At 40.3% G+C, this 20,243-nt stretch carries 23 protein-coding genes, 2 pseudogenes and 1 riboswitch; of the genes and pseudogenes, 8 read left to right on the plus strand and 17 right to left on the minus strand.

Translation table 11 applies throughout. The features are described from left to right. Nucleotides 1-111 precede the first annotated feature (111 nt). From FD723_RS35895 to FD723_RS35905, 3 genes are all read left to right on the plus strand, one after another. Nucleotides 112-411, plus strand: coding sequence for a hypothetical protein (locus tag FD723_RS35895; RefSeq protein WP_179069572.1), 300 nt, complete (start codon nucleotides 112-114; stop codon nucleotides 409-411). 1 nt (nucleotide 412) lies between these two features. Continuing rightward, nucleotides 413-715, plus strand: coding sequence for a hypothetical protein (locus FD723_RS35900; protein ID WP_179069973.1), 303 nt, complete (start codon nucleotides 413-415; stop codon nucleotides 713-715). 406 nt (nucleotides 716-1,121) lie between these two features. Then, the gene (locus tag FD723_RS35905; RefSeq protein ID WP_179069974.1) at nucleotides 1,122-1,790 is read left to right on the plus strand and encodes a hypothetical protein; all 669 of its coding nucleotides are present in this window, start codon (nucleotides 1,122-1,124) and stop codon (nucleotides 1,788-1,790) included. A 99-nt stretch (nucleotides 1,791-1,889) separates the two neighbouring features. Here FD723_RS35905 and FD723_RS35910 read toward each other — a convergent pair. From FD723_RS35910 to FD723_RS35925, 5 genes and pseudogenes are all read right to left on the minus strand, one after another. Next, a pseudogene (locus tag FD723_RS35910) lies at nucleotides 1,890-2,243 on the minus strand (GNAT family N-acetyltransferase); the annotation flags it as partial. Further along, nucleotides 2,186-2,545, minus strand: coding sequence for a hypothetical protein (locus FD723_RS43535; protein ID WP_256875358.1), 360 nt, complete (start codon nucleotides 2,543-2,545; stop codon nucleotides 2,186-2,188). The gene FD723_RS43535 and the pseudogene FD723_RS35910, both read right to left, overlap by 58 nt. Nucleotides 2,546-2,577: 32 nt before the next feature. After that, on the minus strand, nucleotides 2,578-3,699 hold the full coding sequence (locus FD723_RS35915; RefSeq protein ID WP_179069975.1) for a fatty acid desaturase: 1,122 nt from the start codon (nucleotides 3,697-3,699) through the stop codon (nucleotides 2,578-2,580). 223 nt (nucleotides 3,700-3,922) lie between these two features. Continuing rightward, nucleotides 3,923-4,363, minus strand: coding sequence for a hypothetical protein (locus tag FD723_RS35920; RefSeq protein ID WP_179069976.1), 441 nt, complete (start codon nucleotides 4,361-4,363; stop codon nucleotides 3,923-3,925). Continuing rightward, a pseudogene (locus FD723_RS35925) lies at nucleotides 4,347-4,556 on the minus strand (GTP-binding protein); the annotation flags it as partial. The gene FD723_RS35920 and the pseudogene FD723_RS35925, both read right to left, overlap by 17 nt. A 345-nt stretch (nucleotides 4,557-4,901) precedes the next feature. On the opposite strand from FD723_RS35925, the gene FD723_RS35930 reads away from it, so the two are divergent. Beyond that, nucleotides 4,902-5,063, plus strand: a complete 162-nt coding sequence (locus tag FD723_RS35930) for a hypothetical protein (RefSeq protein WP_179069978.1) — start codon at nucleotides 4,902-4,904, stop codon at nucleotides 5,061-5,063. Between the two features lie 125 nt (nucleotides 5,064-5,188). Continuing rightward, nucleotides 5,189-5,332, minus strand: a riboswitch (cobalamin riboswitch). 358 nt (nucleotides 5,333-5,690) lie between these two features. On the opposite strand, the gene FD723_RS43540 is transcribed toward FD723_RS35930, so the two are convergent. From FD723_RS43540 to FD723_RS35945, 4 genes are all read right to left on the minus strand, one after another. After that, on the minus strand, nucleotides 5,691-5,876 hold the full coding sequence (locus FD723_RS43540) for a hypothetical protein (RefSeq protein ID WP_256875323.1): 186 nt from the start codon (nucleotides 5,874-5,876) through the stop codon (nucleotides 5,691-5,693). A 17-nt stretch (nucleotides 5,877-5,893) separates the two neighbouring features. Next, nucleotides 5,894-6,046, minus strand: coding sequence for a DUF1186 domain-containing protein (locus tag FD723_RS43545; protein ID WP_256875324.1), 153 nt, complete (start codon nucleotides 6,044-6,046; stop codon nucleotides 5,894-5,896). An 84-nt stretch (nucleotides 6,047-6,130) separates the two neighbouring features. Further along, the gene (locus FD723_RS35940) at nucleotides 6,131-7,069 is read right to left on the minus strand and encodes a HEAT repeat domain-containing protein (protein WP_179069979.1); all 939 of its coding nucleotides are present in this window, start codon (nucleotides 7,067-7,069) and stop codon (nucleotides 6,131-6,133) included. Nucleotides 7,070-7,830: 761 nt separating this feature from the next. Next, nucleotides 7,831-8,901 carry an acyltransferase gene (locus tag FD723_RS35945; RefSeq protein WP_179069980.1) on the minus strand — a complete coding sequence of 357 codons (1,071 nt, stop codon included), beginning with the start codon at nucleotides 8,899-8,901 and terminating at the stop codon, nucleotides 7,831-7,833. Nucleotides 8,902-9,300: 399 nt separating this feature from the next. Here FD723_RS35945 and FD723_RS35950 point away from each other — a divergent pair, with 399 nt between their 5' ends. Next, entirely contained in the window at nucleotides 9,301-9,501 is a 201-nt protein-coding gene (locus FD723_RS35950; RefSeq protein ID WP_179069981.1) for a hypothetical protein, read from the plus strand. Nucleotides 9,502-9,800: 299 nt separating this feature from the next. On the opposite strand, the gene FD723_RS35955 is transcribed toward FD723_RS35950, so the two are convergent. The 4 genes from FD723_RS35955 to FD723_RS35970 form a co-directional block, all read right to left on the minus strand. After that, the gene (locus FD723_RS35955; RefSeq protein WP_179069982.1) at nucleotides 9,801-11,036 is read right to left on the minus strand and encodes an AIPR family protein; all 1,236 of its coding nucleotides are present in this window, start codon (nucleotides 11,034-11,036) and stop codon (nucleotides 9,801-9,803) included. A gap of 214 nt (nucleotides 11,037-11,250) precedes the next feature. Further along, on the minus strand, nucleotides 11,251-11,934 hold the full coding sequence (locus tag FD723_RS35960) for a hypothetical protein (RefSeq protein WP_179069983.1): 684 nt from the start codon (nucleotides 11,932-11,934) through the stop codon (nucleotides 11,251-11,253). A 686-nt stretch (nucleotides 11,935-12,620) separates the two neighbouring features. Then, complete coding sequence (locus FD723_RS35965; RefSeq protein ID WP_179069984.1) at nucleotides 12,621-13,022, minus strand: hypothetical protein; 402 nt, start codon at nucleotides 13,020-13,022, stop codon at nucleotides 12,621-12,623. A gap of 77 nt (nucleotides 13,023-13,099) precedes the next feature. Next, nucleotides 13,100-13,297, minus strand: coding sequence for a DUF2811 domain-containing protein (locus tag FD723_RS35970; protein WP_179069985.1), 198 nt, complete (start codon nucleotides 13,295-13,297; stop codon nucleotides 13,100-13,102). Between the two features lie 779 nt (nucleotides 13,298-14,076). On the opposite strand from FD723_RS35970, the gene FD723_RS35975 reads away from it, so the two are divergent. After that, nucleotides 14,077-15,195 carry a hypothetical protein gene (locus tag FD723_RS35975; protein WP_179069986.1) on the plus strand — a complete coding sequence of 373 codons (1,119 nt, stop codon included), beginning with the start codon at nucleotides 14,077-14,079 and terminating at the stop codon, nucleotides 15,193-15,195. On the opposite strand, the gene FD723_RS35980 is transcribed toward FD723_RS35975, so the two are convergent. After that, a complete protein-coding gene (locus FD723_RS35980) occupies nucleotides 15,187-15,366 on the minus strand; it encodes a hypothetical protein (RefSeq protein WP_179069987.1) in 180 nt (59 codons plus the stop codon). The genes FD723_RS35975 and FD723_RS35980 overlap by 9 nt on opposite strands. 154 nt (nucleotides 15,367-15,520) lie before the next feature. On the opposite strand from FD723_RS35980, the gene FD723_RS35985 reads away from it, so the two are divergent. Together FD723_RS35985 and FD723_RS35990 are read left to right on the plus strand one after the other, a co-directional pair. Continuing rightward, nucleotides 15,521-15,664, plus strand: a complete 144-nt coding sequence (locus FD723_RS35985) for a hypothetical protein (protein ID WP_179069988.1) — start codon at nucleotides 15,521-15,523, stop codon at nucleotides 15,662-15,664. A 38-nt stretch (nucleotides 15,665-15,702) separates the two neighbouring features. Continuing rightward, a complete protein-coding gene (locus FD723_RS35990; protein WP_179069989.1) occupies nucleotides 15,703-15,969 on the plus strand; it encodes a hypothetical protein in 267 nt (88 codons plus the stop codon). Between the two features lie 98 nt (nucleotides 15,970-16,067). Here FD723_RS35990 and FD723_RS35995 read toward each other — a convergent pair whose 3' ends face one another. The 3 genes from FD723_RS35995 to FD723_RS36015 all read right to left on the minus strand — a co-directional run bounded on the left by FD723_RS35995 (nucleotide 16,068) and on the right by FD723_RS36015 (nucleotide 19,879). Continuing rightward, nucleotides 16,068-16,316: a hypothetical protein gene (locus FD723_RS35995; RefSeq protein WP_179069990.1), complete on the minus strand. Its 249-nt coding sequence runs from the start codon at nucleotides 16,314-16,316 to the stop codon at nucleotides 16,068-16,070. Nucleotides 16,317-16,411: 95 nt separating this feature from the next. Beyond that, nucleotides 16,412-17,518, minus strand: coding sequence for a sigma-70 family RNA polymerase sigma factor (locus FD723_RS36000; protein ID WP_256875325.1), 1,107 nt, complete (start codon nucleotides 17,516-17,518; stop codon nucleotides 16,412-16,414). Between the two features lie 72 nt (nucleotides 17,519-17,590). Continuing rightward, the gene (locus FD723_RS36015; protein WP_256875326.1) at nucleotides 17,591-19,879 is read right to left on the minus strand and encodes an ATP-dependent RecD-like DNA helicase; all 2,289 of its coding nucleotides are present in this window, start codon (nucleotides 19,877-19,879) and stop codon (nucleotides 17,591-17,593) included. Nucleotides 19,880-20,243: the final 364 nt, after the last annotated feature.

The following is a 20,243-nucleotide window of genomic DNA, read 5'->3' on the forward strand; positions in this document are numbered from 1 at the left end:
AATTAACTGGATAAAAAGCCGTAGTAATCCTGTTTGGAGCAATCGTAATACTGACGAATTTATTACAAGATTGAGGCTGGGATATCAATTACTTTATGGAGGTGTTATTTGGTGATTAAGCTATTAATAAAGTATGCGCCTGATTACGTTGTGGATGCGGTTAATTCTATAAGCTTGGCAGAATTAGATAACCGAGGATTAATAGTGTGGGCTGATACAACGCCGCTAGAGCCACAAGCTGAAAACTCAGCATTTAATTTGGCTTCTCGTTTCACTGAAGTAACGCCTGATAATCTGCTAGAAGTTTTCATGACTATTGCTCAAATATACACAAACTACGGCGATTGTTTAGCCTTGAGATACTTGATGGAATTATCGGCAGAATACTTGGGATTAATTGGAGTTGAATAAAATGTATAACGAATACGACAATTTGAGTTGTGAAGAACAATTACACCTAACTGAATCCCTGATCAGACAGCGACATAATCAGCAGATGTTCTTGCGTCGAAATGCTCAACTGTTACAGCAGGAGTTAGAGCTTGAAGCCGAACTGTTAGAAGACAATCCAGAGTTAGCTCAGACGATTCATTCTCTTAATATGCATGAGATTCAGAGTAATCAGCAAGGGCTAGAGAATGTTTTAGGCTTAGAAGAATCAGCGTCAAAGAAGCAAAGTGTTTGGAGTAAGTTTTTTCCAGGGTTAGGAGGATGAATGAAAATTTTTGATATCAGAAATCGCTTCAGTTCATTAGTTAAACAAATAACTCAAGTCGGCATTGGGTTTTTAGTAATGCTATTGCTAACTGGTGGTCGTCCGTCTGCATTCGTAGTTAATTCAAGCACAAGTTTTAAGTATTGTATTTGTTGCTTATAGTGAGGCACGGAGGCTAGCGTTGGGAAAAAGTAAATCTTCAAAACACATCAGCGTTTGCCCTGTCAGCTATGTTTGACAAATGAAAAATTACAATTTATGTAAGAATTCAGGAGTAATAATTCAGAATTCAGAATATTTAAAGAATAAAATAAAGACTTGATAAATAAATATCCTAGTTTTAATAAACTCCTTATATATTCTGGCTTCTGACTCCTGGGTACTGAATTCTTACCAATTTATTTATATGGATACTGAACAGGATTTCTTATTTTTTAACCCTCGAATCGCTACCAAATACAATCCCTTTTATGAAGGAGAGTATATGGTAATCCAGACCTATCCCCGTGAGTATAAGTTAATAGTTGAGCATCGCAGTTTTGATTACAAAAATGCCAAAAGTCATTGCGAACTAGAAAATCTAGCTCATGACTATACATCATTTTCTCTTAGGATTTTCCACGATGATAAACTGTGGGAGGTAAACTATAAAGGGGAGCCAAAAAGTATTTCTAAGCAGCAGAATTGGAAAATTGCCCAAGAATATCTAGAAGCTCACTACTCGACGCATACCAATGCCGAGTTGGTCGTATGCCAATGCAGTTACCCCTATTTTTCTTCACTCACTAGTTATATCAGCAACAGTGGTCAGCCCATTACTTCGTGGCAATCGCTCACTTGTCTAGTTGAAGGTAAAGGGCAAGATATTCAAACCTGTCCCAACTGTAATGCATCCTTAGTTCGAGTTGATGAATCGGAGGATGATGATTTTGATTTTGATGACCAAGTTAACCGACCAATAGCTTGTATTGGTTGCGCTAACTATCATGGAGTTGAGTATGAAGGGAATATGTTAGTCTGTGGAATTCACGCGCATGGATGGGATAGCGAGAATTGCCCAGATTATCATCCATAAGATTGCTCCTGATCTAGGACTCATCTGATACTTAAGATTGTAAAAAATTGACCCGCTCTCTAGTATGCCTTTCTCGAAAAGCCACTACTCAGATAAGCATTAGGCATTGTCATTGCCGCTATTAACTGCTATGTCGAAATGCAATACGTCTTCGCGATCGCCCAGCTTTGTATAAAGTTTAATGGCTGGCTCGTCACCAATATCCGCCTGGACGAAAATGACATAAGCTCCATAAGCTGCTGCTACTTCCTGAAGCTTCTGAATTAATGCCGTTGCGATCCCCTGCCGTCGGTGTGCAGAGGCAACAGCTAGATCGTAGATGTAAATCTCACTGCGCTCCTACTCGAATTTTTTACGCTCGTAGGCAGTAAGACCGCCAACGACCTCACCTTCTTTCAATGCGGCGATCGCAATGAAGTAGTCACTATCGAGCAGTTGCCGCAGGTAGTCTGCGCTAGTAGTCTGCCAAGGTAACTTTGCGTGGTGGCAAGCAGAGAGGCAGAGGTGCGGAGGGGCAAGGGGGAAAGAACTTGTACAAATCTCTCCTCTGCTCCCCTGCTCCCTTGCTCCTCTGCCGACCTCCACCCAGCAATTTTGGGTTGGCGAACTACTAGGTCGGGAAATACTTTGTCGCCACTAATATCAAAATAGTTACCCGTTTCTAAATCCACAAAAAACATCCCTGGCTTGAGGAAGCTGTAGCGAGCCATCAATGCATTAATTTGAGATTTTATTTGTAGTATTTCCTCACTCACCTAAAGGAACTACCCCAGGAAGCATAGAAGCTTTACGCTTCGTTGACTCTCTCTAGGTCGATAGATTGTGCCGCTTGACGAAACGATGCTATCGACGTGAGGCGATTAGAGGGACAATCCCACAGAATGTATTTGAAGCAATCAGGAATATCTACCATTCGCAGCGTTTTTACACTTCTAAGCAGGTGAATATTTTGATTGTGGCAAGCTTGGAGGTTGTAATTGGGGATTCTGTCGCAAAGATGATGAATGTTATGGTAGCCGATATCGGCGGAAAACCACTTTAAAACGGTGGGTAACTCCAGATAACTGCTGCCCTCAATTGCTCCTTCAAGATAGTCCCACCCTTCAGTTTTGTGGGCGTAAGAGCCATCAAAGTTGTGCTGAACAAAGAAGACGCAGATGAGGATTGCCGCAGCACAAGTTAGCGTGATTGAGTAAACACTCACGAAAAAACCAAATCCAAGTAAATACCCCAGAAAAATCCAGATGCCGACTACACAAATGTTATTGAACAACAGATGCCAAAATTCAGTCGCAGTGTACCAATTTCTAGACTTGTGAGAGGAGATGATTTGAGGTAAATCCATAAAAGGATCTTGCTGCAAGCAAGTCACTAGATGATTTATAAAATCATATATTCCGGCAATCAGGGCGAGTCTTGGCTTAATCGCGATATAGAAAAAACCTCCCGGAAAGATCATAAATGGGTGCCTCAGTAATTCATAACGCCTTTGGGCAGATGGACTGAGGCGAGCAAACTCCTCAGTAGAGAGTAATGCACTAGGACCGCGATAGCGTTGCCAATCACCGTTGCTTTTGTGGTGATAGGCATGTCCTCTTGACCACGGATATTGAGGGATCGCGTTGATCACCCCCAGAATAAAACCGATAATTTGATTAACCCTTTTTGAACGAAAGAGTGAATAGTGTCCGCAATCATGCATTAAAGAAAAACAACGCGCTGAAAACAGCGTCATCAAAACCATAGTAGGCGCAAGCAACCAAAAACAAATAGCAGCTGCTTTGTGTGCTAAAAACCATAAAACTACATAAGGCACAACCGTATTCAGAATTTGATAAGTTGCCCGCAAGTCCCTGCTGTTCATGTAAGGACTCAGGACAAAATCCGACTTTTTCACTGCGGTTTCCATTAAATAAAACTTTCTCCTAGCGGCTGAAGTTCTTTGTGGTGTAAGTTGAAATAACTGGTAGGATTGACTTGACAGCGCCGCCTAATGTAGGATAGCGCACCTCCTACAAACGGAGATAGTCGGAATTTGTGAGTCCCATATAATCTATCGCCGCATTTTGATAGCAAGTAGGTTTCGGAATCTTGCTTAATTGTGGTTTGAGCATTGAGGAATAAAGTAAGTATTAGGGCATTAAGCTTGGTTGAAATTCTGACCAACGCTTGCAAACTTGTTCGTAGCAATCGAGTGGAGTAATTTTTAATTGGTGTAAAAAAGTAACCTCAATCTGAGGTTCAACTTTTAGCACCAGAAGAATATCTTCATGGGGATTGTATGTTGCGACTGCTGGGAAAATGGATGAGATTATAGATGAGTTAAGTGATTGTGATCGCAAGTAAAACCCAATCAGATCGCAGGGAAGAAATTGGAGAATAAAGGGAACTGTATCAAAGTTTGTAATTGTTGACTGAGTAACTTTAGTATCCACATCACAAATAACAATTCCCCGCCCAAATGACTGAAATCCCTTCCATCCTGTGTAACCGATTACCAGCAGATTATTATGAATAAAACTATTTTGCCAGTAGCCAAAATTTCCTTGCCAAATACTATTGGATGGTCGCATTGACTTCCTCCCCCAACACCAATGATTCAATGCGAACCTGCTCAAGCTCTCGTCCAATCAATACTAATCGCGTTTGACGAGGTTCCTGGGGTTGCCAAGGATAGTCATAAAAGTAGTCAAATCGATTACCAACACCCTGTAATACCAGACGGATAGCTTTGTTTGGAAGTGGTACAAATCCCTTAATTCGATAATTCATAATTCATAATTACGTTTTGTGTTAGCGCAGCGTTAGCGAGTCTGCGAGCGTCCGGGGATTTAGCTAGGCTTTAATTTGTTCTGCCTCTAGAACTAGGGGAATTAAACCCCCTAAACTTAGTTAAAATCCAATTGAATAATTTTACCTTGCAGTAGACTGGGCTTGTGTTTACTTTGAGGAAGAGCCGTTTGTTTAACAAAGGGATGAATAGCAGTAGAAATCTTCCCAGTTCGGTGAAGATAGAATTTCGGCATGATAATTAACTGAAGTATTAATTTAGTAACTTAGCAATTCCTATGCGTGATTGGGAAAGTATTTGCTCAGTGATGAAACAGGACTATGTACGTCATATACGCCATTGACGACCTCTTTTTTAAAAACTTTCGCCTGTTAGTTAGTACAGCATTTCATTGTTCCTGTGACTATTTGCAAACGCTACTCTCATCTGGAGTAGCAACCGCGATCGCTGCATTTCAAGACACAATTTATAATGGGAATTAACCGCTTGCCCTCTCATAGAAAGTCGTAATCTGTAGCGTCTTGATATGTGGCACTATGAGAACGTAAAGCTGATTAGTTGTATAAACCTTCATAAAAATACTTATCTGTGCCTCGCAGATGTACAAAATTTACAAGTCAACTTCGGCGGGCATTCTGACTCACAAGGCAAGCCTTGTTTACAGCTGCGGGACAGCGCCGGATTTACACCGGACTTTCCCCCTTTCCTCTAGCGGCTGTTCCTCACTAGAACCGAGATTCATCTGGATAATAACACAACTGCGATTTGCTTGCATAAAAATCAATGGGCGGTCTATATTTGCATTCGCTATTAATCGGACAAGTCTCATTCTTACCAAGCGTTTATTTTCTACTCAGCGTTGCGGGGTCGTTTTTTATTGCTTAGTAGATATCTTGCAAAACTAACAAATGCCAAAAATAGCGAGCTATTTTCTGAAATCAATTCTTATACTTAGGCTTACCAGTTTTCGTTATGCCTTAATAGAGATAATACGTCTGTCCTTTTCTATTCTCGTATTTTATCGGCATTCAATCTATTAACTCAATACTTATCTTTGAGCAGCGTTTTTCCTAAGACCCTTACTAAACAAAGGTGGGGTCTTTGAATACTTATTTTTGAGGGGAGCAATTTTTTCGGCGAGATTGTACTTGCATCTTTTTCTTGTTTTTAGCTTGATTTTTGGATTTTTTTGGTGTCGATAAAGTAAATCCTTCTGGGCTAATTAACCTGTTCTCCAGTTTTTTTAATTTTTCTGGCTGGAAACAATTTTCTCTAGAAATAACTTCTTCAGCCACTAAAACTAGTAACGCTTCTAATGCTGCACTTCTGACGTATTCGCACTTCTGACGTATTCATTGATTTGCTGATTTGATATTAGTTGTTTTAGTGGTTCAATATTTCCATGACTCACAGAAGCAAATATTCTCCCTAAATCCTCCGTTACTATATCTCCGGTTACATCCATTGAGATGTCCCCTGGAGCCGAAAAATACTTGACAATCAGAGGATAGGCTAATGGTTCCCTACATCCTCAATGCTTTTAAAGTCCCTATTGATTGGCTCTTTGTTCACTAGCTCGATCAACTCGCTGCCACAGTTCACGGTCTTCTCGATAAATAGCCAACGCTGCAATCGCATCTTTTGCATCAATGTCTTTTCCTTGAGCCACTATTGAAATCAGGTAATCTATTGCTTTATCTTGTCGCAACATCCCTATTGCTAGTAACAATGTGCCACGAAGTTCTACATTTCTTGTTTGCTGCCAGCAATTTCTGAGAAGATCAAATGCTTCCTCTAATCGTGATTCACCCAACGTCAATGCTGCTAACTCACAGATTTGCTCCTTTGGGTCAAAAAGAAAACTAGCAACTATTGCAACTGAATCAGTCGGAGCTAGTTGCAACAAAGCACTGAAGCACTCCGAAATCACCTGTGGTGCTTGATCGCCTATGCGGGTTTTTAAACGAAGTAAAGGTACACCTTGGGGATTTCCTGTGTAGGCGATCGCCTTTACAGCAGCAACTCTTGCTTCTGGTTTGGGGTCAGCTAGTAGATCGGCTAATTCGTTCATTACATCTGAGTAGTTCATTCTCACCAGACCTAAAGCACATATACCCCGCAGATGGGCAGCAGTATCTTCAACTCCTCCCCATACTGGCTCCATTTGAACGTGTCGAATCCCTTGCAAAAAAAGGTCTTCATCGCTGTATTCTAAGTGATACAGTGTTTGTGCTATCTCTTTCTTGGCAAGACAATTTTGGTCTACTTGTGCGGGTTTGATCATCATTCGTGCAAAAGCTTCTACAAGATCAGCAACCAACTTAGTGATAGTAGATTCACCTACTATCTTGGCTGCTTGAGCAACAGCTATAGAATATTTACTCTTAAGACCTTTGCGTAAAATTATCATCCCTTCTTCACTTGTCGGATGCTCTCTAATTTTGGCAAGAATAGATAAAATTTCTTCTAGTTTTTGCGATTTTGACATATATCATCCCATAACTAGGCGCTCTGTTTTGAACTTAAAGCATTTCCCATGAAAGTAGGGAATTAGAATTTGTCAAAGCGCATTCCTCACTTTTTAACTGCAATTTGTTGAAAATATTACTGTCCAAAATAACTACAAAACTCTTGATAGTTAGTTTGTACTATCATACCATTAACCATGCCCTACTATCCGCGTAAATTCCACAACAAAAGTTCAAGATAGTTATAATTCATCATTCTGAACAAAACGAAGTGAAGCGAATAATCACGATTTTTCGTTGGAATTGAGATGCTTCACTTCACTGCATTCAGTATGCCAAATATACTTTTCAAACAGACTTTAACTTTCAGGAGGCAGGAGGACTAAATTCTTCTTCAACAGTTTTTGTCTTTCAGTCTCAAGAAGTCCGTTGCAGTACAGCAATGCAACCCGAATGGGTAATAACTGATGCCCAAGCCCCAGCTTATCCCTTGATAATCAGTTATAAACTAGAGCGGTAAAACTTGCTAGAGGTAGGTTGGAAGCATAGTAAACTCGTTTGATATTTTCTAAGACGAATACGTAATTAAGCCTTTAGTCTCACCTCTCCAGTTAGTTTTGCCGTTCTAGCTTATAACGAAACTAAATACTGTTTAATTTCAGTTTTTTGACGACCTAGAACAGTTATTGCAAGGTGCCAAATTCAAGACTCCAACCATACGACTAAAACTGACCTGACGATCGCTGCTTAATTTACACACCTTTTTTCTGGTGACGTTTACTTAGCAATTAAGAAGTTTTTTGTCATCAGCTTTTTTCAATCTTATTGGTACATCAACAAGGTGGTAGAAAAATATTGAAACGAATAAGCTGGAAGTAACTAAGGCAAATGCATTTTTACTACCTAAAACAGAATAGCTAAAAATTAATGTTGGAAAGTGAAATAAATAAAGAGGATAAGATACATTCCCTAAATAATCAAAAAGTTTAATCAAAGCTTGAGGAAGCTTAATTTCAGATGAATAAACTACACTTACACTGGTTATAAAAAATGCAAATACACCAAACCGACCGTCATGCGAATGATTTAAAATAATCAGAGAGCATCCTAGAATAATTACTGCGATTTTGCTCCAAAAAAAACTTTTGTAACGAAAGTATAAAAAACCCAAAAGCCATGTCCACAAAGTAAAAACTACAACTAATCCGTGTTTTAAAAAACGGAAGTCAGGGAGAGGTGATTGCGGATGTAGTATCCGTTCTAAGATGGGATATAAAGCAAAGACCAAGGAGGAAAATCCAATTAAAATAATCAGCTTATCACTGCTAGTTTTATTAAATAATGGTGCTAAAAGATAAAAAAACACTTCAATACTTAAACTCCATACTACGTTGTTTGAACTAAGTGGTAAAGTCACAAAACTCTGTAAAAACAGTAAGTTTTTTATAATCTCCAAAACTCCAGAGCGAAAAAAGTGTCCGTTAGGAACATCGATAATGCTTCTTCCTAATAATAAAAACGGCACTATTGATCCAATAATTGATATAGCGTAAAGAGGATAGATTCGGAAAATTCTGCGCTGATAAAAACCCTTCGTATTTCGGCTAATAGAACTTGCTATTGAGAAACCTGAAATTAGAAAAAATCCCAGAACAGCCGAAGGACCAGCGAAATCGCCAAACGTAAATAAGATATTGGTTAGAGCATCTGTACCAGAGGCAAACTTGAAATGGTTTATGTGACCACAAACTATAGTAAAGGCAAGAAAGAAACGAACGACAGCCAAAATGCTCCATTGACTAGAGCTAGTTTTAAATTCACCTATTGGCCCTGATTCAAGTTTATTTTCCACACTTTTTCATCCTGCAAGTTGAGGTTAATAATGGTTCATATTATTTTAAATTAATAAGGCTTTTTATGGATTTCAGGGATCTATTTGAGAAGGCACTCCAATAGAGATGGCAACAGGGTTTTAACGAACTTTGGGGGTTTAAGTCCCCAGCAATATAGGCAGAGTGAATTGAACCCTCAGCTAAATCCCCGGACGCGACGCTCGAGTACTCGCTAACGCTGCGCTATCGAAGACTCGCTTTCACTTTCACTTTCACGTAATTGCGTTAGCGTAGCGGTAGCGAGTCCGCGTACTCTTACAGAGAAGCAAGCTACGCGCAGCGTCTCGTAGAGAGCGTCATTGCGAATTAGTTTAATTACCCTTTTCCCCCAGCCATTTAAGCAATTCAGCAACAGAAGTATGCAAGAAGTTGAATTTTGTAAATCTGAATTGATTCAATATTATTGGCAGAGACTAAAGCTGATTAATGACCCGTACATCAAATGTAATCCAAATGCAAAAAAATATTTTCCAGAAGTGGTGTCAGACCAACTTAAATGGGAGTCGTTTGATATTGCTGTAGAGCTTCATCGAAATAATTCTAAGCCTTGGATAAGTTAACTCAAAGAATTCTCTAAGCTGTCGCCCATATAACTTGCACTTTTTAGCTCTGCAACGAATGGCACACTTGTTAAGCTGAATAGTAGGCAGTGTAAGGATGCTCCAAGGGCAGGGGTGCAGGGGTGCAGAGGGGAATTTCTAAATATCTGAACACAATTGCCTAAAATTTCTTTTTTCTCCCCTGCTCCTCTGCACAAGAGCTGCCTCAACGATTTTCCCTTTACAAGCGTGCCATTCGGGTCTGCAACAATTGTTAACTCTGTAATGCTCTGGAAAATTACATATACCACAGCTTACTACTATTTCTTACCTGCTTGCAACCGTCCTTTTGTACCTTGTGTCACCTTCGGTTCTTCTTCCTTACTGGAATTGACCATTTTCATCAAGTGCTGATTTAGATAACTCTGCGCTGAGATATAAAGACTTTCCCAAATCTCTTGATTGCGACTTATTTTTGTGCCCACTGTATTTCCTGCTGTTTTCTCCGACACCAAGTATTTACGGAAATAGTTATTCCACAAGTGTTGGAGGAAATCTTCAGCGAATTCGTTAAACGGCAGAATCCATTTATAGTCTTTGTCTAGAAATACCCGATATGAGGCGATTATCGGTAGTGCGAGGTCAGTTGGCGCACCAAACCCAAAAGAGTACTTGCTGTCCGGCAACAATGTAGTTTTACGTATATCTATTGATGCTAAATCGTTCACACCCTTTCTTCTGGGGTTGCTGATATGTTCTTGGATTATTTCGTACAGTCTTTGCTCTATCCACAAAGCCTGAGATAGCAGAGGCAGTAAGGCGGTTAATCTTTCCCTTTCTGCGTCTGTGATTTGAGAGGGGATACTTGTACCTGTTGGGTGTTTGGTTCGTTTATTGCCGTCGGGGTTGTATCTGTTTCTATCTAGGCAGTTTATCAACTTCAGCAAATGGTTCACATTGCACTGGGCATTTCTGGGAGCGCTGCTTTGGTTTTGGTAATAGGCTATTCTAAATTTTCTCTCTTCTTTCTTTTCTAACTGCGCTAAATACTGCTTGATGAATTTGTAATCACCTCTGGCGTTGACTTTGGAGCGAGAATCTACTGGGGTTGTAGTATTACTTGCCAGGGCTATGTCTAGGGCTGATTCTTCAGTCAGTCCGATGTGAATCGTAACTTTTACTCTGGCAAGGCTGAGGTCATATTTGTAATTTTTCGCTTGCTCAAAAGCTAAAACTGTGTGACCTCCATTGATAATGCCATCGCTACCCCCCTCGCTAGCTTCTAAGACTTCTAGCTCCAGTTCAGTTTTGTTCTTGACAGGTTTAACTTTATTAGCTGACAGGACGATTCCACTGTGGCGGGAGAAGAATTTTCCAGGTTCGGTGGTCAGTGAGTCGAAGATTTGTCTGTAGGTCGCGCTTTTGCGGTTGGGTTCCCGGATATTCGGTTCTAGCGGCAGGTCTATAGGGAATGAGTCTACATGAGCAGTGGCGATGATGCAATTGGCGTTGGCTTGAATATAGTTATCTATCTTGATGTTCCAAGTCTTGGGCATACCTTATCTAGCGATGAAATTAATAGGTTTTGACTAATGTATCTCTAATTATTATCGAATTCACTCAGAACAAGTTACTAAACTAGCCGAATTGTTGTCCCCAATGCAAAGAGTTATTTTTGTTAAAGGACGTGAGCCGTCAGTCTCAGAACCTTGCTCAAATTCAATCAGCAGCAGCCTATTTCCCCAGCACAGCTACAGTATTTTCTTGTTTTTATGGTATTGGTGTCGTCGTTTTGTGATTGCCTTCGGTTGGAGTTTGACCATTAGTTTTTTTCAACAGTCCAGGTATTATGTGATTCTCGGCACTAACAAAATTCTCTTCTCTACGTTTTGGGAATTTCAAAATTAGTCTCGCATCATCCATCACCAGCTTGGAGCCAACAAGTCGCACATCTAGTTCCCAAAAATCGCCTACGCCTACCCCAAGTTCCGGCAGCAATCCTTCTATTTCGATGATGAATGGTTGCCATTGCATCGCTGACTCTGCTCCGAATGGCGGTCTAAAGTTGCGTCGAATTTGCACAGACAACTGACCGTTTTCTTGACTGATAACTACACCACGTAGGGAAAAGTAGCCATCAGCAGCTAATAACCATGTCTGTTGCAAATCTGATATCGGTTCTTTTTGCCTGCCTCTTAAATGAAAGTTCAGTTTTTTTGACTCTCTTTCCATTCTCGTCCATACCACCCAAATACTAGTACTTGCTACTAACTCTGGGTTATCTTGTAACAGTTTCTCTAACTTACTTGCTAACGTTGTGGAATAAATACTCCCATCTTTCGTTACTAAAATACCATTATTAAACTCTTCCTTACTTGGGAAATACTGACCCTCAACTATGCCAATACAACGGTACATCGTTGGGAAATCTGGTGGCGCAAATGGGTTTGTCATCCTTGGTTCAATTGTCTATTATGCTCCATGCTTACTATGCCTTTAGATCAAGTCAGTAGTAACAAAACTTTATTTTACAACTATTTTACCTGGAATAACAACAGTCAATACTTCAGTGATTCCTCAACAAGCTTTTTCATATATTTCGCTCAAAATATCATTATGAAATTAACATTTTTACCTCGAACTCGGCAAAAAAATAACTCTATCAACTGATGCTGGATGTGACTTGCGACTAGTACCAAAGACCCATTAACCTACAGCAGCGAGCTTTTTGAGCAGTTAACTGCCCAAATCCAGATGATGCTCCTGTAACTAGCACGATCTTTTTGTTAGTCATCTGTTTTCAGTTTCATTACTACTATTGATAGATTGTAAATTAGTTGTGAGCAATAAATATTTTTGTTGCAAGGCATCAGCAGTTACTACAACACCTGGGAAAACGACAAAATTAAGATTTTCGACAAAATTAAGATTTACTTGTTGAATACTTTCTTAATTAAACTCAAAAATGACAATTTTGGATAGATTCAAAGCAAACAGATGAATACAAAAACTAAGCCCTGAATTTTTACCAGGGCTTTTTAAATTGAAAACTCAATTTTTAGCCAACAATATACAAAGCTAAATGATTGTAAAAAGTTGATGTGATAATTCTCTCTTTTTGAAACAGATGAAAGCCAGTTTTAGTTCGCTGAATTGAAGCTGAGGACTTGATCTAATAAGGTACGAGCAGATTGTGCTTTAAGTAGTGCTGCTTGGTGATCGCTATAAGCACGAACTAGGCGATTAAGAGCGTTGGCTCCAATTTTGGCTTTTTCAATTTCTTCACCCCTGACTGGTTCCCCATCAAGCATCTGCTCAATCAAAGGTTTAATATCACCTGCTTCAAGGCGAACTTTTTGTAGCTTTTCTATAGTAATAAGTAAGGTTTTGAGTGAGTTTAAGATGTCGTCACTATCCAGAGAATTTTCCACTGTTTGAGCTACATTTTCAGCATTTTTTGCGACTTTGGGTTCTATTGCATCTGAGAGTGCCGATACTACAATAGTAGATGTTTTCGATTTTACCTCGTTTTTACTTGCCATTAATCCTGACTGAAAGAATCTTTCTGAGTGTATCGTTTGATTGACCTTTTATTTACTATGACTTCTAGGGAATAATATTAGCCGTGACGAAACAGAGTTTCGAGATAAACTTGGGAAACACCGCGATCGCCATCTGCATTTTGTAGCAGAAACAGGGAGATGGCTGCGGTAATAAGGCGATGTTCATCCCAATCAGGATGTTTTTCTAGGTAGGTATTGAGAGATTGATGTAGCGTTTCGGGAAGAGTAGTAAAGATGTTTTGGGTTGAGTTCATATAATAAAAGCTTCAGAAAGAGCAAATCAATAGGGAAAACAAGCTAGAGGTGATGCACTGCAAGTAATGTTTCACCCCGTTCAATGCTTGCCAAACCACCTGCGTTAGCAACTGAATAGTTTTATACAGTTGCTGTTGAAAATGGAATGGACAAACAAAGGCTAGTCGATTTATTGTGTGCTGATTGGCTCGGTTTGTCAATGTTGCAAAATGTTAAAGATAAATATAGAAAAAATAAATAATTACGAGAAAGCTAGGGCTAGAGGCAGGTTTTATTTACATCACGTAATAATAACTCAGTAATGCAGACTGATTGCTACAGTCATAACAAAATCCACAGTGGATGAACAGAAGCCGATTATCTTGTCAAATAACTGTGGAAAACAGTAGAAATAGCTGTGGAAAGTCTGTGGAATAAAGGAACAAAAGTAGAGCTAATGATAAGAATTGCAAAAAGTTTAGATTTGTAATCCTTGCCGTTGCAGTATGACATCAGCCTCAGTATTGTCGAAGGAGTTAATCATGAGAGGATGGACAAAGGCTTTTTATACCTATAATAAAAAATACGAAGCATAAAATTGTTTGGCTCATAATAGATGCCAACAAAAATATCGTAATTCAATCAGCATATCCTTCAGCACTTTCTATTCACAATATTTTTTTGTAGCAACCTATTTTCAGCCATTAATTCTGTATTAATTTCTTGTTGGTAACCAGAAATTAATTAGCAAACACCAAATATTTAAAAGTTAAATACTTTATTAAAGATAAAGAAAACTATGAGCGAGTACCAATATTACGAATTCCAGGCATTAGACCGACCATTAACTGCATCAGAACAAGCATATATAAGTAGTCTATCTAGTCGAGTACAACTGAGTGCAACAAACGCAATTTTTACCTACAGCTATGGAGACTTTCGAGGTGAACCCAAGGAAGTTTTAGAAAAGTGTTTCGACATCATGTTATACATGGCGAATTGGGGGACGCGACAATTAATGTTTCGTTTCCCTAAAACTGTGGTTGCTTCATCAGTTTTTGAGCCTTATTGTGTAGCTGATAAAATTACTGTATCAAGGAGCCAAAACTATGTAATTGTAGATATTAGTATCCAGGACGAAGAATATGGAGATTGGATAGAAGGGGAGGGATGGCTAGCACAATTAGTGCAGTTGCGTGATGATATTTTGCAAGGAGATTATCGAGTTTTATACCTGGCTTGGTTAAAAGCAGCTTCAATAGCAATTGAAGAAGGGGAAAATGAAGAAGATTTAGTTGAACCACCTGTCCCAGCAAACTTGAAAAAGCTACCTGCTGCAATTGAGACTTTTACGGAGTTATTTGATATTGACCAGGATTTAATTGCATCGGCATCTCAAGTAAGTATTGATATAAAAGAAAATACTGAACCCATAGAAGAGTGGATTACAGCTTTATCATCAGAGGAAAAAGACTATTTCCTCTTGAAAGTGGCAACAGGTGAAATTAATGTTGGGATACAACTTACAAACCGACTGCGAGAACTATTTAAGATTCCGAGAAGTGAGAGCAATCATGATGCTCCCAAACGCTCATTCTCACAGTTACTAGAAAATGCTAATGAGCAAATGCAACAGCGTCAGCAACGAGAAAAACTGGCAGCACAACAGCAAAAAATCCGCAAGTTAGAAGTTCTAGCTAAAAATCAAGATAAAGTATGGTCAGATATATATAAATTACTTGAATTCAAGCAATCCAAAACTTATGACCAAGCAGTTGCACATCTAGTTGACTTACGGGAATTGGCTGAATATCAAGGAAAGCTAGAGGAATTCAAAGCTTCTATTAAGCAAATGCAAAAAGATTATAGCACCCGGACTGGATTACTATCACGCCTGAAGAAAATTGGATTACTGTAAATTCTCTAAGTTCTCCCAATTCTCTAAGAAAGATTCTACATCTTGTTGATTTTCTTCAAGTAACTCATTAAGTAGTTTTTGGTCGATCTTAATATCTTTTAAATCACATATCTGTTGATGAAGTGCATAAAATATAATTTTCACCATTGAGGGTTTAGGGGAGTTTTGCATACAAGTAGAAATGTTGGAGCATTGATAGTCAACTCCTGTCATTTGACGACAATCTAAACCCATTGGACAATACATAATATAATAAATTCAGGAATTTGATATTACTATAATTGTGGGACGAATTAAGGTTAGCTAGCAGGGCTACAATTTATCTGTGACAGAGGTACTGTATTTAGAAAATAATCAATCAGTTGGTTGGTACACTTGTAAACATCTTTCTCACCAAATTGAACTGGCAGCCTTGGAGGGAAACGCTTCTGGCTTTGTCCTACTTTCATTAATCGTCAGAGAAAACTAAAATAGTTATTAATACAAATATACTATTGAGTGAGGAATATGACAGAACTTGGCAGCACTTACAACCACAATAGTCAAGCATCAACAGCCAGCATTGAATCACGTCAAATAGCCAAAGAGTTCACCAATGGTATTGCTGAATATAATTGGAAAGTTGATTACTTCAAGTTTTGTCAGCTTTTAGAACTGGAGCCAGGGCAATATGCAGATGATCAATACCGATATTTTCAGCAGTTAGCGGAATCGCTGACGAGATTTAACGCTGAGTCTTTAGCCAAAATGATTGATGCTGGGGTGAAAAAATAAGCTTTTGAGTTGAATACTAAGTTAAAGGTGGGGACTGAAATCAACTTTCTTGCTTGATTTTGAGTCACTATCACTGACTAGCAATCTTTGACAAAAAATTATCCTAGCTTACCCTCATCACTCCTATAAGTCATAGCTCTGGGTTTTCTTTTCTTGAGAGGGACTACTGATTTCTTGGGTGCTTGTGGCGGACGGCATATTTCACAGTAGAGCGGTCGCACACCAAAAGTTTCTCTTTGTGTGGGTTGCTCACACTGCTTACATACGAAGTTGAAAACGCGAGTATGAATTTCCCGCTTGTGCGCTCTAACCGTGTACTCTCTGACTTCAATAGTTTTGCTGGGCATTGACTGATTACTGTTGGGGACTTACTTCATTCTTAATATAGTTTTTCGTCTTAGTTCTACAAGATCCGTGCATCATCTGACGAAAGTAATTCTACTTAATCAAATAAATACTCTTGCATGTCGTTTTGTCGATGGCGGAGAATACTTATAGCTTTGACCTGGATTTGACGAATCCGTTCTCGGCTGAGGTTTAGCTGTTGGCCAATCTGAGCTAGATTGAAATGCTGATCGTTCTCTAGCCCAAAGCTTAAAGTCAACACTTGACGCTGTATAGGTGTCAATGGTTCTAAGAATTTAGCTACATCTTGCGATAAAAGTTCTTGGCTAAGGAGTTTTTCTGGTGAAGCGGCATCGCTGGCTAAAATTTCGCCCAATTCTGTCTCTTTTTCATCTCCTACTTGTTTATTTAAAGAAATGGCTGTGCGAGAAGCAGTGAGATATTCTCGAAGCTTATCTGTGCTTATGTTTAAGAGTGTTGCAATTTCTTCGGCAGTGGCATGACGACCGAGTTTTTGAAAGCTTTCTCGCTGTACTTTTCTAATTTTGGTAAGTATTTCAGTGAGATGAATAGGCAATCTAATAGTGCGCGATTGTTCTGCTATGGCGCGTGTAATCTCCTGACGAATCCACCAGTAGGCGTAGGTTGATAGCTTATACCCCCGGTTGGGATCAAACTTTTCTATACCCCTTTGCAAACCGATTGCTCCTTCTTGGATCAAATCTAAGAATTCCAAATTCCGGTTCTGGTATTTCTTGGCAACAGATACTACTAGTAGTCTGCCAAGGGAACTTTGCGTGGTGGCAAGCAGAGGGGCAGAGGTGCGGAGGGGCAGGGGGGAAAGAACTTGTACAAATCTCTCCTCTGCTCCCCTGCTCCCCTGCTCCTCTGCCGACCTCCACCCAGCAATTTTGGGTTGGTGAACTACTAGCCGCAGGTTTGCTGTCACCATTTTTTGTTTAGCTTTTTGGCCAAGGTGCAGCGCTGCTCGGACTTGTGCTTCGGTTTTTTCGACAGCATTGGCTAATTCTGTCATTGTTGGTTCCCGGTCTAGCTGTTGGGTGAGTTCATTTTTAGATTGCTCAATGGCAATCATTTCTTGTACAAGTCTTGCATAAGCAATTTCTTCCTCTGGCTTCAATAAAGGATACTGACCAATTTCTTGCAAATATATGCGAACCATGTCTGAACTGAGGCTGGACATACAAACTTTTCGGCTTTTTTTACCAGGGGACTTAAAAGTATAAATCAAATAATTCAATAAACTTTTTTATTTTTAACAATTCAGTCCTGCCTGAAGTAACCTCTGCTGTAACCTTGTGTACCGCCGTTGGTCATCAGTAGAGCGCACTGCCAGAGATATCGCTTTTTTTGCGCCAACCACTATCGCTAACTTCTTGGCACGGGTCAGCCCAGTGTAAAACAGGTTCCGAGTCAACATCATATAGTGCTGCATATAGATTGGCAAAATTACCACTGGATATTCTGACCCCTGGCTTTTATGAATAGTCACGCACCACGCTAGTAGTCTGCCAAGGTAACTTTGCGTGGTGGCAAGCAGAGAGGCAGAGGTGCGGAGGGGCAAGGGGGAAAGAACTTGTACAAATCTCTCCTCTGCTCCCCTGCTCCCTTGCTCCTCTGCCGACCTCCACCCAGCAATTTTGGGTTGGCGAACTACTAGCGCAATTTCATTGAGGTCAGCGTAATCGTAAACCACAGTCCGCTCACCATATTGCACTGCAACTTCCTGCTCGACAGTATCAATGTTTTGGATAATTCCTAAGTCGCCGTTGAAAACTTCGCGGTTGTAGTCATTGGTTAGCTGGATGATGCGATCGCCCTCGCGTAATAAATTTCCACCTCTGTTAATCTCCACCTTGTTGGGGCTGGGTGGATTAATCAACTGCTGCAACACAGTATTTAGGTTGCGAGTCCCAACTACACCCCGCGTCATCGGGCAAAGTACCTGGACATCAGTAGCGGGATTAAAACCCAGCCGAGGGATGAAATCGGTAATCAACTCGCAGATTGCCTGTACACCATGTTCGGGCTGATGTCCGCCGCCGTGCCAAATACAGTCGGACACAGGATTGTCGGAGATTGGCTCGATTGTGGGATAAATTCCTCGATTAATTTGGTGAGCAGCAGTGATAATTGCACTTGTTTGAGCTTGGCGGAATACCTGAGTTAACCGCACTACTGGCACGCAACCAGAATTAATCAAATCAGCGAGTATTTGACCTGGGCCCACAGATGGTAACTGGTCAATGTCACCCACCAACAACAGTAAAGCGCCAGCTAGTACTGCTTTAATTAAGGAGTAAGCCAGAAACAAATCAAGCATCGAAGCTTCGTCAGCGATAATTGCCGTGTGGGGTAAAGGATTTTCGCTATCACGCTTGAAACCCCTTGAGCGCGGGTCAAATTCTAACAAGCGATGAATAGTTTTAGCTTCCAGCCCAGTCATTTCACCTAAACGTTGAGCAGCACGTCCAGTGGGTGCAGCTAGGGCTATGGATTTACCCATTGCTTTCCACAGGCTGACAATGGTGTGAGTTGTGAAGGTTTTTCCAACGCCAGGGCCACCTGTGAGGATCATGATTTTGGAGTAGGCTGCTGTTTCTACAGCTTGGAGTTGCTGTTCTGAAAGCTGAATTTTACGGCTGGCTGTAAAGCGGTTAATCCAATCACGCACACGCTCAATGTCAGTCTCAACAGGCTTTTCTAAGCGTTGGCGGATCAGTTGAGCTAAATTCTGTTCCGTATGAAAGTAAGTCGGTTTGTAGCAAAGTAGGGTTTTATTCTCATCCCACTCTCTAATCAGTTCATCTGTTAGAGCCATGTCTTTGATGATTTGTGCAATTGCTTCTTCTGTGGGCTGATGAGATTCGGTAGTCAGTAGTTTTATTACCGACTCAATCAGTTCGCTTTGTGGCAGGTAACAGTGACCATCTTCGGCGGCCTCACTTAGACAGTGGACAATCCCCGCACGATAACGAAATTCTGAGTCCGGTGCAATTCCTATATTTCTCGCAATCTTGTCAGCAGTCAGAAAACCGATCCCATAGATATCGGCTGCTAGCTGGTAGGGGTTTTTGGTAACAGTAGCGATCGCCTCATCCTTATATTGCTTGTAAATCTTCACAGCATAGGTGGTAGAAACACCATGCCCCTGGAGAAACACCTTCACTTCTTTGATCGCTTTTTGAGTTGACCAGGCGTTTTTAATGAGAGTGATCCGTTTTTTGGCAATACCCTGGACTTCAATCAGTCGTTCAATCTGGTTTTCGATGATGTCCAGGGTTTCTAGCCCGAAGTGAGCAACAATCCGTCTTGCTGTGACTGGGCCAACACCTTTAATCAGCCCACTGCCGAGGTATTTCTCAATTCCAGTCAGAGTGGCTGGTTTGGTTTCTTTATAATTAACTACCTGGAACTGTGACCCAAATTGTGGATGATCCCGCCAGAAACCAGTTAGCTGTAGAGTTTGACCTGGCTGGATGTTAGCAAAGCTGCCAACAATTGTTGTGAGTTCGGTGCTACGTGGGCGAGTCAGTCTTGCCACAGTGTAACCCGATTCAGCAGAGTAAAAAGTTAGGCGTTCTACGACTCAGGTGATTGTTTCGTGTTGAGGAAAGGCGCTTACTTGTTGAGGAGAAAGATTAGGGGGAGTGGACATTGCTTATGATCAGATGCCGCACATTATTATAATATTGGAAGTTTAGCTATTCTAGTACATAAATACTAAAATAGATATTCAATATTAGTGTCATCGAAAACTCACCCTAGTTCAAGCTTAAAAGCCGGGGCAGTGTGGCTGACACCAGATAAATCATTGCTTGGAGACTGAAAAAGTTAGCAATCATAGAAAGGGCAAAATCATAGTTGAAATGTTAAAGTTCAATCTACTGAATATAAGTTTCTTTTGC

The sequence above is a fragment of the Nostoc sp. C052 genome (assembly GCF_013393905.1).
In the GTDB taxonomy this organism is placed as follows: domain Bacteria; phylum Cyanobacteriota; class Cyanobacteriia; order Cyanobacteriales; family Nostocaceae; genus Nostoc.